The organism is Kaistia defluvii (genome assembly GCF_026343955.1).
Lineage (GTDB): Bacteria > Pseudomonadota > Alphaproteobacteria > Rhizobiales > Kaistiaceae > Kaistia > Kaistia defluvii.
Map to the genome: position 1 here is coordinate 662,555 of NZ_JAPKNI010000002.1, position 14,007 is coordinate 676,561.

The window sequence follows — 14,007 nt, forward strand, 5'->3', positions numbered from 1 at the left end:
CCTTACGGGGCCTGGAAGGCAGGGTCGTTGCCGGTGGCGGCCATGAGTTCGGCGGGCTTGGCGCCGCGTTGGAAGTGTCCGACGATGCGGCCGCGATCGAGGACCAGCGAGCGGTCGCTGATGCCGGCGACCTCCTCGACGTCGGAGGAGAGGATCAGCACGGCATAGCCGCGGTTCGCGAGTTCGCGCAGCTTGCCGTAGATCTCCCGCCTGGCGCCGACATCGACGCCGCGGGTCGGTTCCTCGAGGATCAGCAGCTTGACGCCCTCCACCAGCCAGCGGGCGATGCAGACCTTCTGCTGGTTGCCGCCGGAAAGGGTGCGGATCTTCTGCTCGGGCCCGCGCGTACGGATGCCGAGTTCGCCGATCCAGCGGATGGCGTGCTGGGATTCTTCCGCCTGCGACATGAACAGGCCGCGCTCGAAGCGCTCCTCGAAGGGGAGGGCGATGTTCTCGCGCACGCTCAGGTCGGCGATGATGCCTTCCTTCTTGCGCTCGGCGGCGACGAAGCCGATGCCGGCGAGCTTGCCGTCGCGGGCGCTCATCGGCCGGTAGCTCTGGCCGCCGAGGCGGACGTCGGCGGTCTTCAGCGGCCCCAGCGCGCCATAGAGCGCCCGGCCGAGCACCTCGACGCCGGAACCGACCAGGCCGAAAATGCCGAGGATCTCGTTCTGGTGCAGGCTGAAGGCGATGTCTTCGAGCTTGCGCGGGATGGTCAGCTTCTCGACGTTCAGGATCTCGGCGCCGGCGATGCCGGGCGCGCCGACGTCGTAGAGATCATCGACCGTATTGCCGAGCATGGCGGCCAGCACTTCCGCGCGCTTCGTCTCGGCGGTCACGAAGGTGCCGGCATTGCGGCCGTCGCGCAGCACGACGATGCGGTCGGAAATCTCGAACACTTCGGAGAGGTAGTGCGAGATGTAGATGACGGAGACCTTGTTCTCCTTCAGGCGGCGGATGATCCTGAAGATCATCTTCGCTTCCTGCTCGGTCAGCGCTGCCGTCGGTTCGTCCATGACGAGGATGCTGGCCTTGCCGGCCAGGGCCCGGGCGATCTCGACGATGCGCTGCTCGGCAACGGAGAGCCGCTTCACCAGCATGTCGGGCACGATGTTCGCGAAGCCGAGCTGGTCGAGGAGGTCGCGCGAGCGCACCCGCATCGCGTCCTTGTCGACCTGCATCACGCCGAATTTGCGCTTCATCGGCATGTCGCCGAGGAAGATGTTCTCGGCCACCGTCATGTCCGGCATGACCGAGATTTCCTGCGGCAGCAGCTTGACGCCGGAGGCGACGGCGGCGGCCGGATCCTTGAAATCGACCTCGTGGCCATCGATGCGGATCGAGCCGCCATCGCGCGTGTAGAGGCCGGTCAGGATCTTCATCAGCGTCGACTTGCCGGCGCCGTTGGAGCCGAGCAGGGCGACGACTTCGCCGGGGTCGACGGTCAGGTCGACATCCGTCAGAACCGGCACGCGTCCGAAGGACTTGCCGATGCCGTGCATGCCGAGGCGGGGTACGGTGGTCGCCATGCGGCCCTTCCTGGAAAGTTGAGACATCGGCGGACGCCGCAGCGTCCGCCGAAGGATCCGATCAGTTGGTCGGGATCAGGTTCTGGTAGTCGGCGAGGTCCGGCAGCGTGCGGATCTCGGCCAGATGCTTCTCGAAAGCTTCCTGCGGGAAGGTGAACTGGATCGGGTCCTTGCCCTTGGCGCAGGCGAACTTGTCGTAATAGGTGCAGACATTGTCCTTGGTGACCATGACATGGTTGACCAGTACCGTGTCCGGCACGTCCTTGCCGGCCAGCTGCATCAGGGCCAGCGGGATCAGGTAGTTGCCGTAGCGCTCGGGGAAGTAGCCGACCGAGGACACGAAGGCGGGCTCGTCGATCATGGTCTGGATCTCGTCGGCGCCCATGCCGACGACGATCAGGTCCGCCTCGCGGCCAGCCTGCTTGACGGCGCGCAGCATGCCGGTCGCCGCCTGGTCGTTGATCGCCGTCACCATGATGGGCGCGCCTTCGGGGATGCGCCCGATGACGTTGTTCATCTGGGTGAAGCTCTCTTCGAGCGTGTTCTTGGTGTCGATCTTAATGATGTGATCGTCCGAGAAGCCCTCGACGGCCGCCTTGAAGCCGGCGACCTGGCCGCCGGTGCGCATGGCGGGAATGGCGCCCGATTGCGGCAGTTCGCCGACGACGAAGAAACCTTCCTTGACCTTGTCGGCGCCAAACTTGGCGATCGCCGCCTGGCCGAGATAGGCGCCGCCCATGAAGCCCGAGCGGGGGTTGTTGGCGCCGAAGAAGGTCGCACCCGGCATCGGGATATCGATCGCCACGACCTTGGTGTTGGCGTCGTTCATCTGCTGCATGATGGTGGCGCCGAAATTGGCGTCGGTCTGGAATTCGGTGACGTGATCGACCTGGCGCTGCAGGAAGCTCTGCGCATTGGCGAGGGCGGTTGCGCCGTCGAGGCGGTTGTCGGTGATCTGCAGGTCGACGCCGGCGGCCTTGGCGTTCTCGACCATGCCGTTCTCGACCTTCAGGCAGAACGACACGTCGCGCTGCAGATTGGCGAAGCCGAGAACGAGGTTCTTGCCGTTGTTGGGCTTATGGGCGGCGGTGGCGTCGGCGACCATCGCCTTGAGCTGGTCGGCGCTGAGCATGGCGCCGTCGAACTTCGTCGGGTCGAAGCCGTGGAAGTCCTCGGCATAGGCCGCGCTGCCGAGCAGAAGCGACAGGACCGCGGCGCTGGCGACACGGCGCATGGCGTGGAACGGAATCCGAGCGTGCATGGAAAAGTCTCCTCCCTCAAAGAGCATTCTGAATTGGTAAGGCCAATTTCTTGGCGGCAAAACTGGCACGACATTTCGGATGACGCAAGGGTCACGTTGCAATAATTGGCCTGACCAATTCGATTGACGACCTCAGGGTTTTGAATCTAGCCTTGCTGCAAACGACCGCGCGGCAAGCGCAGGTTTGGGGAGGAAACTGCATGCGTCTCGGCGGAGCTGAGTGCTTTGTGCTGCGTTGGCCAGAGCCGAATGATTTCAACCACGAGCGGATGACGCTGCTGGTCCGGGTCGATACGGCCGAGGGCATTTCCGGCTGGGGTGAGGCGATCGCCATGTGGCCGGAGGCGCTGCGGGCCACCGAAACCATCATCCGCGATGGCCTGCTTCCCGTCCTTGCCGAGCGCGACCTTTCCGATGTCGAAGCCTGCTGGCAGGCGATGAAAAATCACTGCTGGTGGTATGGCGAGGGCGGCATCGCCTCGATGGCGATCTCGGCGCTCGACATGGCGCTGTGGGACATCAAAGCGAAGGACGCCGGCACGCCGTTGGTCGAGCTGTTTGGCGCGCATCACAATTCCCTGCCGGTCTGCGCCAGCCTGCATGTGAACCAGGCGACGATCGAGGCGAGTGTCCGCGAGATCGCAGGCCATATCGCCGCCGGCTTTCGCTCGACCAAGCTGGGGCTTGGAAAACGCGGGCTTTCGAAGGCCGGCCGCGACCCCGATTACGACGTGGCGCTGGTGGCGGCGCTCCGCGAAGCGATCGGCGGGCAAGCCGGCATCATGGTCGACGCCGGCAACGGCACGAAATGGGACCTCGACACCGCCATCCGCACGGTCAAGCGGATGGAAGAATCTGATATTGCCTGGATCGAGGAACCCTTCCTGCCGAGCCGGGTCGCTGATCACGTCGCCCTGAAGGCAGCCATTTCGACGCCGGTCGCGGTCGGCGAGCGCGAATTCACCGTCGCCGGCTATCAGCGCTGGCTCGATACGGGCGCCGCCGACGTGCTCGGCCTCGACCCTGCCCGCATCGAGGGCGTCACCGGGTTCCGTAAGGCGGCCGCGGTGATCGAGGCGGCCGGCAGGACTGTCAACGCGCATGCCTGGAGCACCGCGGTGCTGACCGGGGCCAGCCTGCATCTGTCGCTCGCCTCGAAGGCGGCCGAGCTTTTCGAACTGAAGCCGCTGGTCGGGCCGATGCAGTTCGACCTCATAGACGAGCCGTTCTGGCATGAAAACGGGCTGATCTCGGCGCCAAGCCGCCCCGGCCATGGCGCCGAGCCGCGCGCCGATGTGCTGGCGCGCTATCGCGTGAACTAGGGGGCATGGATGGCAGGTAGACCCTCACCCCAACCCTCTCCCGCGTGGCGGGAGAGGGGGTGGTCGGAGCCCGGTCTCGATGCCTCCGCCCCGCCGGCCAAAAAGCCCTCGCCCGCTTGCGGGAGAGGGTGGGGTGAGGGGCTTGCTTGGACTTGCCCTGCCACGGGAAGGGCGGAGACGGGGTCGCCAAAACTGCGTCATCCCTGCGAAAGCAGGGATCCTTGCAGCAGGAGCCTCGCCGAACGAGTTCTTGATGCCTCGGCTGGATGGATCCCTGCTTTCGCAGGGATGACGGCGAGGGTGGGGAAGGGGTGGCGGCAGGGCTGAGGCAGCGACCTAGGCTCTGTTTCGAGACTTGTGCCAAGCTGGGGTGTGATGGAACTGGTTGTCTCGGCCCCGTCATTCGCAGCTGGGCGAAGTCCCCACAGTCAAAGTGAAGGTTAGAATTCAGATGGCTCGTGCCGAGGAAAGCCCGATGAAAACCGTGATGGTCTATGGCGATTCCAATAGCTGGGGCGCGGAACCGCAGCGTGAGCGCGGCGTCGGCGGCCGGTTCGCGTGGGATGTGCGCTGGCCCGGCGTCATGCAGAAAGTTCTCGGTAATGACGTGCAGGTGGTCGCCGAGGGGCTGAACGGCCGCACCACCTGCGTCGATGATCCCGTCGAGGGCCATCACAAGAACGGCTCGCGCTTCCTGCAGGTGGCGATCGAGACGCACATGCCGCTCGACCTCGTCATCATCAAGCTCGGCACCAATGATCTGAAGGCGCGGCTTTCGATGCAGGCGGGCGACATCGCCGATGGCGCGGTCCGCCTTGCCGACATCGTGCTCGGCTCCGCGACCGGGCCGCAGGGCAGGGCACCCAGGGTGCTGCTCGTCGTCCCGGCGCCCTTGTCGAAACTCGGCTGGCTGGCCGAGATGTTCGAGGGCGGCACGGAGAAATCGCGAAAACTCGCCGCCGAATTTGCGCGCGCGACCAGGGGGCGGAACCTCTCGGTGTTTGATGCAGGCTCGGTGATCACCTCGAGCGAGGTCGACGGCATCCACCTGGATGCCGACGCACATCGCATTCTGGGCGAGGCGCTGGCCGTTCGCGTCGCAGATATCCTGGCGGATTGAGGGGTAAAAGAGATGGCGCATGACACGCTCAAGGTCGGTCTGTTCGGCATCGGTCTCAACGCCTACTGGCCGCAATTCGCCGGTCTCGAACCGCGCCTGCGCGGCTATATCGAGCGGGTGGCCGAAAAGCTGGCGCGTCCGGGCGTCGAGATCGTCAATCTCGGCCTGATCGACGATCCGGAAAAGGCGATGGACGCCGGGCACCAGTTCCGCGCCGCCGATGTCGACCTGATCTTCCTGCATGTGACGACCTACGCGGTTTCATCGACCGTGCTGCCGGTCGTGCAGCGGGCCAAGGTGCCAGTCGTGATCCTCAACCTGCAGCCCGAAGCGGCGATCGATTACGCCAGCTTCAACGCGCTCGAGGATCGCACCCAGATGACCGGCGAATGGCTCGCCTTCTGCGCCGCCTGTCCGGTGCCGGAGATCGCCAATGTCTTTCGCCGCTCGGGGATCGATTTCCATCAGGTGACCGGCGTGCTCGATGGCGACACGCACGTCGACCGCGAGATCGAGGCCTGGATCGAGGCGGCGCGCGTCGCCTATGTGATGTCGCACAATCGCCTGGGCCTGATGGGGCGCTATTACAACGGCATGCTCGACATCTATTCCGACACGACGGCGCAGGTCGCGACCTTCGGCGGCCATCTCGAAATCGTCGAGATCGACGAACTGGCGGCGTTGCGCAAACAGGTAACCGAGATCGAGGCGGCGGCCCGCGTCGACGCCTTTCGCGATGAATTCGAGATCCAGCCCGATTGCGACCCGGCCGAACTGCTGCGTGCGGCGCGGACGTCGGTGGCGCTGGATCGGCTGGTGGCGAAGCACAGGCTGGGCTCGCTCGCTTATTATTACGAATCGACGCCGGGCCATGACCATGAGGACGTGATTTCCTCGGTCATCCTCGGCTGTTCCTACCTGACCGCGCGCGGCGTGCCGGTGGCGGGCGAATATGAGGTGAAGAACGCCCAGGCGATGAAGATCCTCGACACCTTCGGCGTCGGCGGCTCGTTCACCGAGTACTACGGCATCGATTTCAACGACGACATCGTGCTGATGGGCCATGACGGCCCCGGCCATACGAAGATCGCGGAAGGCAGGACCAAGGTGCGGCCGCTGAAAGTCTATCACGGCAAGGTCGGCTCGGGCGTCAGCGTCGAGATGTCGGTCCGGCACGGGCCGGTGACGCTGCTCTCGGTCGCCGAGGACGGCGCCGGCAAGCTGAAGCTGGTCGTGGCGGAAGCGGAATCCGTGCCGGGCCCGATCCTCGAGATCGGCAACACCAACAGCCGCTATCGCTTCTCCGTCGGCGCCAGAAAATTCGTCGAGACGTGGAACGCCGAGTGTCCGGCGCATCACTGCGCGATCGGCACGGGCCATATCGCGGACAGGATCGAGAAGCTGGGCCTGCTGCTCGGCATTCGCACCGTGAAGGTCTGCTGAAAAAAAAACGGGCGTCCCGATGCGGGAATCGGGACACCCGTCTCGAGACCTCAGGGGGTGATCGCGACCTTCAGCACACCGTCGCGCTGGTGCCCGAACAGGTCATAGGCCGCCTCGATATCGTCGAGCTTGAAGCGGTGGGTGACCAGCGACTTCAGATCGACGCGGCCGGAGGCGACGACGTTCATGAGCCGGCGCATGCGCTCCTTGCCGCCGGGGCAGAGCGACGTGATGATCTTGTTGTCGCCGAGGCCGGACGAGAAGGCGCTGAGCGGGATCGTCAGGTCTTTCGAATAGACGCCGAGGCTGGAGAGCGTGCCGCCTGGACGCAGCACGCGCAGCGCCGATTCGAACGTGCCCTGGGTGCCGAGCGCCTCGATCGCGACGTCGACGCCGCGCCCATCGGTGAGCTTCATGATCTGCTCGACCGGATCGCCCTTCTTGAAGTCGACGACGATGTCGGCGCCGAGCTTCTTGGCGACCTCGAGGCGGGCGGGCACCGTGTCGACGCCGATGATCGTGGTGGCGCCCATCAGCTTGGCGCCGGCGACGGCGCAAAGCCCGATCGGACCGAGCGCGAAGACGACGACCGTGTCGCCGATCTTGACGCCGCCGCTCTCGGCGCCGGCGAAGCCCGTCGACATGATGTCGGGACACATCAGGATTTCTTCGTCCGACAGTCCCTCGGCGACCGGGCTCAGATTGGCCGCGGCGTCCGGGACGAGGACGTATTCGGCCTGGCAGCCATCGATCGAATTGCCGAATTTCCAGCCGCCCGTGGCCTTGAAGCCGTGCTTGGTGCCGGGGCCATCCTGCGAGCCGCAACCGCAGAGACAGGCATAGCTGTGGCCGCTCGGGGTGATCGCGCCGGCGATGACGCGCTGGCCTTCCGTGTAGCCCTCGACGGCGGAGCCGAGCTTCTCGATCACGCCGACCGGCTCATGGCCGATGGTCAGCCCCTTGGCGACCGGATACTCGCCCTTGAGGATATGAATGTCGGTACCGCAGATCGTCGTCGTGGTGATGCGCATCAGGGCGTCGCGCGGGCCGACATCGGGGATCGGTTTCTCGTCAAGCACGATGCGACCCGGCTCGACGAAGATGGCGGCTTTCATGCGTGGCATTTCTGGACCTCCTGCACCCAATGGGAGCGGAAAGGATAGCCGGGCCATGCGACAGCCGAATTGATGCACGTCAAGGTAACGAAAATTTGATGCGATCACCCGGATGGGTTGTGCCGGTCGTTCAGCCCGGGTCGTCGGGACGAGCGTCGGAGGCCATTGCCGACGATGGAGGGACGTCGTTCTGGAAGCCCGGTATCTTGGCCTTGCCCTCGGTGCGGTCGCGATAGATCGCGGCTCGCGCCAGCAGCATCAGCGTCACCGGCGTGGTGACAGTGACGAACAGCGTGATCAGCAGTTCGTGCAGGGCGAGGCGCGATTGCAGCACCGAAAAAAACAGCATCGAGGCGATCAGGATACCACCGGCGCCGCAGGTGGTGCCCAGCGTCGGCGCGTGGACGCGCTCGTAGAAGCTCTTGAACCGCACCAGGCCGATGGTACCGAGCAGGGTCAGCGCGGAGCCGGCCAGCAGCAGCAGCGAGACGAGAATCGCCGCCCAGAGCGGGAAATCGTCGAGGCCGGTCATTCGATCACCTCGCCGCGCATCAGGAACTTGGCAAGCGCCGCCGTCGAGACGAAGGCGAGCAGCGCGATGACCAGCGCCGCCTCGAAATAGATCGTGCTGCCCGAGCGGATGCCGAAGGTGAGGATCAGCAGCATGGCGGCGACATAAAGTGCGTCGAGGCCGAGCACGCGGTCCTGCGCGCGGGGGCCACCAATGACGCGGAAGGCCGCGCAGCCCATGGCCGCGACCAGCATCCATTGCGACAGGGTGAGGGACCAGAGGAGGATCGTCGCGCTCATTCGAAAATCTCCGACAGCATGCGCGCATAGCGGTCGCGGATCAGTTCGATCCAGGCCTGCTCGTCGACCAGGTCGAGCACATGGATCAGCAGCCGGCCATTGTCCGCGTGATATTCGATCCACGCGGTGCCGGGCGTGGCGGTCAGGATGCAGGCCAGCACCGCCAGCCCGGTGCGGTCGCGCAGTTGCAGCGGGATGATGACAAAGCCCGGCGTGCGCGCCCGGCGCTTTCCCTGGAGGATGATGCCGGCGACCGCGATGTTGGAACGGAAAATATCGCCGAGAACGACGAAGAACAGCCGTGGGATCATGTCCCAGCGCCGGATGCGCGGCTTGGCCGGCTGCAGCGCCGTCATCGCCCAGGACGCACCATAAGCGAAGATCGCGCCGAGGAGCAGATGGCCAAGCGAGAAGCTGTTGAGCAGCAGCCACATCAGGATCAGCGACGCGGTCAGCAGCGGATAGGGCAGCACCCGTCTCATGGCGCAGCCTCCCTTGCCGGCGGTGGCACACGCGGCGCGTTCATCACGCCCTCGATATAGGTGCCGGGTGAATGCAGCGATTGCGCGGTCTGTTCCATATAGCGCATCACCGGGCCGCCGAAGACGGTGAGCCCGACGCAGAGCGTCAGCAGGAAGGCGACCGGCGCGATCTCCATCAGCAGCACGCGCGGCACGCGGCCCTCGATCGGCGCCCAGAAGGTCTGGATGCCGGATCGGGTGATGGCGATCATCGCCGCGAGACCCGAGACCACCAGAAGCCCGGCGAAAACCCAGGTCGAAAGCGACAGCGTGCTGCCCTGGGTCAGTCCGTTCGGATTGAACACCGCCGTCAGGATGGCGAACTTGCCGATGAAGCCGGAGAGCGGCGGCAGGCCGGCCAGCAGTAGGCCGCTGCTCGCAAAGCAGATGCCGAGAATCACCAGCGTCGCGGGAATGGCGACGCCGACCTCCTCTTCCGCCTCTTCTTCTTCCATGTCGTCGCCATAGGCGTCCATGGTGACGGCCAGCACGTTGGCGGCCGGATCCTGCACGCGGTCGACCAGTTCGATCAGCAGGAAGAAGGCGCTCACCGCCATGGTCGAGGAGACCAGGTAGTAGAGCGCACCGGCGGTGGTCGGGGCATTGGCCATGCCGATCGCCGCCAGCAGCGTCCCGGACGAGATCAGGATATAGAAGCCCGCGAGCCGGCCCTTCGCCTGCGAGGCCAGCACGCCGATGATGCCGAAGGCCATGGTCGCCATCCCTCCGACCAGAAGCCAGCTGTCGCCGAAGCCGGTCGAATCGCCCGCTCCGGCGCCGAACAGCAGCGGCGAAAGCCGCATCAGTGCATAGACGCCCACCTTGGAGAGGATCGCGAAAATCGCGGCGACCGGCGCTGCCGCGGCGTTATAGGCGGTGGGTAGCCAGAAGCCGAGCGGCCACATGCCTGCCTTGACCAGGAAGGCGATGCCGAGAATGCCGGCGCCGGCATCGAGCAGCATGCGGTCCGATGCCGGCACCAGCGCGATGCGCACGGACAGATCGGCCATGTTCAGCGTGCCGGCGACGCCATAGATCATGGCGACGCCGATCAGGAACAGCGACGAGGCGGCCAGGTTGATGACGATATAGTGCAGGCCCGCCTTGACGCGCAGCGGGCCGGAACCGTGCAGCATCAGGCCGTAGGACGAGGCGAGCAGCACCTCGAAGAAAACGAACAGGTTGAACAGGTCGCCCGTCAGGAAGGCGCCGTTCAGCCCCATCAGCAGCAACTGGAACAGGGTGTGGAAATGCGGGCCGCTCTTGTGCCAGCGCGCCAGCGAATAGATCAGCGCCGGCAGCGCCAGCATCGCGGTCAGCACCAGCATCATCGCCGACAGCCGGTCCAGCACCAGCACGATGCCGAAGGGCGCCGGCCAGTTGCCGAGCAGATAGACGATGGCGGCCGCCTTGTTCGCGGCGGTCGGCGTGTCGGCGATATCGAGCAGCGATACCGCGACCAGTGCCAGCAGGATGGTCGAGACGACGTTGATCGTTGCCTTCAGCCTGTGCCTTCGCTCGTCGAACATCAGCAGCATGGCGCCGGTGACAAGCGGCAGCAGTACCGGAACGATCACCAGATGATCCATCCACCCCATCAGTTGGGCTCCCGGCCATCGACGTGATCGCTACCCGTCAGGCCGCGCGAGACTAGCAGCACGACGAGGAAAAGCGCCGCGGTGGCAAAGCCGATGACGATGGCGGTCAGGACGAGGGCCTGGGGAATGGGGTCGGCGTAGTCGGCGGGATTCACGGGCCCTCCCGAGGCCAGCACGGGCGGGGCCGCGATTTTCAGCCGGCCCATCGAGAAGATGAAGAGATTGACGCCATAGGCGATCAGGGACAGCCCGATGATGAGCTGGTAGGTGCGCGGCCGGAACAGCAGGAACACACCCGAGCCGATCAGGACGCCGATGCCGATGGCGAGAACGAATTCCATCAGGAAGCCTCCTCGCTGGGGCCGGCAGGCGTGCTGGGCGCGCGGAGGCGGCGGATCGACTGGTGGGCCAGCGCGATCAGCATCAGCGTGGTCGCGCCCAGCACAAGCGAGAACACGCCGAAATCGAACAGCAGCGCGGTCGCCGCCGGAACGGCGCCGATCCAGGGCAGGTCGACATATTGCGAGTGGGTCGTCAGGAACGGGTAGCCGAAGATCCAGGATCCCGAGCCGACGGCCACGGCGAGCAGCAGGCCGATGCCGATCCAGCGGACCGGCAGCACGCGGAGCCTGTCTTCGACCCACACGGTTCCCGCCGCCATGTATTGCAGAATGAACGCTGCCGCCAGTGCGATGCCGGCCGCGAAGCCGCCGCCCGGCAGGTCGTGTCCGCGCATGAACAGATAGGCGGCGAAGACGATGATCACCGGGAACAGCCACTGCATGATGACGGCGGGCACCAGCAGGTAGTCGCTCACCGTATCGCCGAGCTTGCGGTCCGGCCGCGCATCGTCATCGGCGTTCTGGATCCGCTGCTGCTCGGGCGATTCGACACTGTCGGCGGCCGGGCGGAAGCGGCGCAGCAGCGCGTAGACCGTCAGCGCCACGACGCCGAGCACCGTCATTTCACCCATGGTGTCGAAACCGCGGAAGTCGACCAGGATGACGTTGACCACATTGCGGCCGCCGCCCTCCGAATAGGCCTTTTCGAGGAAGTAGTCGGAAATCGTGTCCGGCACCGATCGCGTCATGATCGCATAGGAGATCAGCATCATGCCGGTGCCGGCGACGGTGGCGACGATCAGGTCGCGATAGCGTCGCAGCTTGGCGCCGATGCCGGTGTCGCCGGCCGCGATTTCGGGCGAGCGCTTCGGCAGCCAGCGCAGGCCGAGCAGGATGAGCACGGTGGTGACGATCTCGACCAGGAGCTGCGTGACCGCGAGATCGGGCGCGGAGAACCAGAGGAACGTGATGCAGGTGACAAGTCCAGCGCCGCCCATCAGCGTCAGCGCGACGAGGCGGTGGAACTTGGCCTGCCAGGCCGCGCCGATGGCACAGACAATACCGATCGCCCAGATGCCGACAAAGGCGGGATCGGCGCCCGCGAGCGTCAGCTTGTCGCGATCGAAGCCGAGAATGGTCAGCGGCCAGAGGGCGGCGATGATGGCGACCAGGACCAGGAGCCGAAGCTGCGGCTGCAGGCGGCGGGTGCCGAGGCGGGCTTCCAGGAAACGCGCCCAACGCCACGACATGGTGACCATGGCGCGCTCGAAGATGCGCTGGCCCTTCAGGCGGCGGAAGTAGGGCGGGCCTTCCTCGCTGGTCGCAAGATAGCGCTTCAGGCAGGCAAACATGATGATGCCCAGGACCAGCGCGCCCATGCTCATCATCAGCGGCAGGTTGAAGCCATGCCAGACGGAAAGGCTGTAGTTCGGCGTCCGATCGCCCAGCACGGAGGTGACGGCCGTGTGCAGGTAGGGGCCGATCGTGATGCCGGGCACGATGCCGACGACCAGGCAGGTGATGACCAGGAGCAGGATCGGGAAGCGCATCCAGAATGCCGGCTCGTGCGGCTGGCTGGGCAGGTCGGTCGGCGGCGGCCCGAAAAACACGCCGTGGATGAAGCGGACCGAATAGGCCACGGCAAAGGCGCTGCCGACGAAGGCCGCATAGGGAGCGACCGTGTCGAGGATCGAATTGACATGCGTCTCGATCGTCTCGGCGAAGAACATTTCCTTGGACAGGAAGCCGTTGAGCAGCGGCACGCCCGCCATCGCGGCGCTCGCCACCATGGCCAGCGTCGCGGTGAACGGCATGAACCGGAACAGGCCGCTCAGCCGCCGCATGTCGCGGGTTCCCGTCTCGTGATCGATGATGCCGGCCGCCATGAACAGCGATGCCTTGAAGGTCGCGTGGTTCATCATGTGGAAAATCGCGGCGACGGCGCCGAGCGGGCTGCCGAGGCTGAGCAGCATGGTGATCAGGCCGAGATGGCTGATGGTCGAATAGGCGAGCAGGCCTTTGATGTCCTGCTCGAAGATCGCGAAATAGGAGCCGAGCAGGAAGGACATCATGCCGGCGAGGCCGATGATCCAGAACCACTCATTGGTCCCCGCCAGCACCGGCCAGAACCGCGCCAGCAGGAAGACGCCCGCCTTGACCATGGTCGCGGAATGCAGGAAGGCCGAAACCGGGGTGGGCGCCGCCATCGCGTTGGGCAGCCAGAAATGGAACGGGAACTGGGCGCTCTTGGTCAGCGCGCCGAGCGCGATGAAGCAGAGAGTCGGCACATAGAGCGGATTCGAGCGGATCAGGTTGCCCGAGGCGAGCACGACGTCCAGCTGGTAGCTGCCGACGATATGGCCGAGCAGCAGCACGCCGGTCAGCAGCCCCAGGCCGCCAATGCCGGTGATCGTCAGCGCCATGCGCGCGCCATCGCGCGCGCTGGCATTGTGGTGCCAGTAGCCGATCAGCAGGAAGGAGAAGATGCTCGTCATTTCCCAGAACACGACGAGCAGGATCAGATTGCCGGACAGAACGATGCCGAGCATCGAGCCCATGAAGGCGAGGAAGAACGAGAAGAAGCGCGGGACGGGGTCTTCGCGCGACATGTAGTAGCGCGCATAGAGCACCACGAGCAGCCCGATGGCGGCGACCAGCAGCGCGAACATCCAGGCGAAGCCGTCCATCCGCAGCGAGAAATTGAGGCCGAGCGCCGGGATCCAGTCGATCTGGTTGCGCACGACGCCCGATGACGCGACCGGGGCGTAGAGCATCAGCGCGAGGGCGAGACAGATCGTCGTGACGCCGCCAGCCAGGGCCGCGGCGGCGGTGCGGGCATTGGTGGGGAGTGCCGCGGCGAGAATGCTTCCGGCAAATGGAAGGCCGACCATCAGAATTAGCGATGCGTCGTCCGTCATAGATGCCGTGGCCCGTTCGATCACAGGCC

Annotated in this window: 12 protein-coding genes; 3 read left to right on the forward strand and 9 right to left on the reverse strand. The window is 65.5% G+C overall.

The features are described 5' to 3' along the window. Positions 1 to 2: 2 nt before the first annotated feature. Positions 3 to 1,529, reverse strand: coding sequence for a sugar ABC transporter ATP-binding protein (locus OSH10_RS07375; protein ID WP_266330999.1), 1,527 nt, complete (start codon positions 1,527 to 1,529; stop codon positions 3 to 5). A gap of 61 nt (positions 1,530 to 1,590) precedes the next feature. After that, positions 1,591 to 2,790, reverse strand: coding sequence for a sugar ABC transporter substrate-binding protein (locus OSH10_RS07380; RefSeq protein ID WP_266331000.1), 1,200 nt, complete (start codon positions 2,788 to 2,790; stop codon positions 1,591 to 1,593). A gap of 200 nt (positions 2,791 to 2,990) precedes the next feature. On the opposite strand from OSH10_RS07380, the gene OSH10_RS07385 reads away from it, so the two are divergent. The 3 genes from OSH10_RS07385 (at position 2,991) to OSH10_RS07395 (ending at position 6,675) form a co-directional block, all read left to right on the forward strand. Continuing rightward, positions 2,991 to 4,112: a mandelate racemase/muconate lactonizing enzyme family protein gene (locus OSH10_RS07385; RefSeq protein WP_266331001.1), complete on the forward strand. Its 1,122-nt coding sequence runs from the start codon at positions 2,991 to 2,993 to the stop codon at positions 4,110 to 4,112. 475 nt (positions 4,113 to 4,587) lie between these two features. Beyond that, a complete protein-coding gene (locus OSH10_RS07390; RefSeq protein ID WP_266331002.1) occupies positions 4,588 to 5,232 on the forward strand; it encodes an SGNH/GDSL hydrolase family protein in 645 nt (214 codons plus the stop codon). A gap of 12 nt (positions 5,233 to 5,244) precedes the next feature. Then, positions 5,245 to 6,675: an arabinose isomerase gene (locus OSH10_RS07395; RefSeq protein ID WP_266331003.1), complete on the forward strand. Its 1,431-nt coding sequence runs from the start codon at positions 5,245 to 5,247 to the stop codon at positions 6,673 to 6,675. Positions 6,676 to 6,725: 50 nt separating this feature from the next. On the opposite strand, the gene OSH10_RS07400 is transcribed toward OSH10_RS07395, so the two are convergent. From OSH10_RS07400 to OSH10_RS07430, 7 genes are all read right to left on the reverse strand, one after another. After that, positions 6,726 to 7,799, reverse strand: a complete 1,074-nt coding sequence (locus OSH10_RS07400; protein WP_266331004.1) for an NAD(P)-dependent alcohol dehydrogenase — start codon at positions 7,797 to 7,799, stop codon at positions 6,726 to 6,728. A 121-nt stretch (positions 7,800 to 7,920) separates the two neighbouring features. Continuing rightward, positions 7,921 to 8,322: a monovalent cation/H(+) antiporter subunit G gene (mnhG, locus tag OSH10_RS07405; protein WP_266331006.1), complete on the reverse strand. Its 402-nt coding sequence runs from the start codon at positions 8,320 to 8,322 to the stop codon at positions 7,921 to 7,923. Next, on the reverse strand, positions 8,319 to 8,600 hold the full coding sequence (locus tag OSH10_RS07410; RefSeq protein WP_266331007.1) for a K+/H+ antiporter subunit F: 282 nt from the start codon (positions 8,598 to 8,600) through the stop codon (positions 8,319 to 8,321). Before OSH10_RS07410 ends, mnhG begins: the two co-directional genes overlap by 4 nt. Continuing rightward, positions 8,597 to 9,082: a Na+/H+ antiporter subunit E gene (locus OSH10_RS07415; protein ID WP_266331008.1), complete on the reverse strand. Its 486-nt coding sequence runs from the start codon at positions 9,080 to 9,082 to the stop codon at positions 8,597 to 8,599. Before OSH10_RS07415 ends, OSH10_RS07410 begins: the two co-directional genes overlap by 4 nt. Further along, complete coding sequence (locus OSH10_RS07420; protein ID WP_266331009.1) at positions 9,079 to 10,719, reverse strand: monovalent cation/H+ antiporter subunit D; 1,641 nt, start codon at positions 10,717 to 10,719, stop codon at positions 9,079 to 9,081. Before OSH10_RS07420 ends, OSH10_RS07415 begins: the two co-directional genes overlap by 4 nt. Beyond that, entirely contained in the window at positions 10,719 to 11,060 is a 342-nt protein-coding gene (locus tag OSH10_RS07425) for a Na+/H+ antiporter subunit C (RefSeq protein WP_266331010.1), read from the reverse strand. The genes OSH10_RS07420 and OSH10_RS07425 overlap by 1 nt, the downstream gene beginning before the upstream one ends. Continuing rightward, positions 11,060 to 13,978, reverse strand: coding sequence for a monovalent cation/H+ antiporter subunit A (locus OSH10_RS07430; RefSeq protein ID WP_266331012.1), 2,919 nt, complete (start codon positions 13,976 to 13,978; stop codon positions 11,060 to 11,062). Before OSH10_RS07430 ends, OSH10_RS07425 begins: the two co-directional genes overlap by 1 nt. Between the last annotated feature and the right edge of the window lie 29 nt (positions 13,979 to 14,007).

Excerpts from the sequence above, each read along its gene's own strand:
- OSH10_RS07375 (WP_266330999.1), bottom strand. The coding sequence starts at position 1,529 with ATGGCGACCACCGTACCCCGCCTCGGCATGCACGGCATCGGCAAGTCC.
- OSH10_RS07380 (WP_266331000.1), bottom strand. The coding sequence starts at position 2,790 with ATGCACGCTCGGATTCCGTTCCACGCCATGCGCCGTGTCGCCAGCGCC.
- OSH10_RS07385 (WP_266331001.1), top strand. The coding sequence starts at position 2,991 with ATGCGTCTCGGCGGAGCTGAGTGCTTTGTGCTGCGTTGGCCAGAGCCG.
- OSH10_RS07390 (WP_266331002.1), top strand. The coding sequence starts at position 4,588 with ATGAAAACCGTGATGGTCTATGGCGATTCCAATAGCTGGGGCGCGGAA.
- OSH10_RS07395 (WP_266331003.1), top strand. The coding sequence starts at position 5,245 with ATGGCGCATGACACGCTCAAGGTCGGTCTGTTCGGCATCGGTCTCAAC.
- OSH10_RS07400 (WP_266331004.1), bottom strand. The coding sequence starts at position 7,799 with ATGCCACGCATGAAAGCCGCCATCTTCGTCGAGCCGGGTCGCATCGTG.
- mnhG (WP_266331006.1), bottom strand. The coding sequence starts at position 8,322 with ATGACCGGCCTCGACGATTTCCCGCTCTGGGCGGCGATTCTCGTCTCG.
- OSH10_RS07410 (WP_266331007.1), bottom strand. The coding sequence starts at position 8,600 with ATGAGCGCGACGATCCTCCTCTGGTCCCTCACCCTGTCGCAATGGATG.
- OSH10_RS07415 (WP_266331008.1), bottom strand. The coding sequence starts at position 9,082 with ATGAGACGGGTGCTGCCCTATCCGCTGCTGACCGCGTCGCTGATCCTG.
- OSH10_RS07420 (WP_266331009.1), bottom strand. The coding sequence starts at position 10,719 with ATGGGGTGGATGGATCATCTGGTGATCGTTCCGGTACTGCTGCCGCTT.
- OSH10_RS07425 (WP_266331010.1), bottom strand. The coding sequence starts at position 11,060 with ATGGAATTCGTTCTCGCCATCGGCATCGGCGTCCTGATCGGCTCGGGT.
- OSH10_RS07430 (WP_266331012.1), bottom strand. The coding sequence starts at position 13,978 with ATGACGGACGACGCATCGCTAATTCTGATGGTCGGCCTTCCATTTGCC.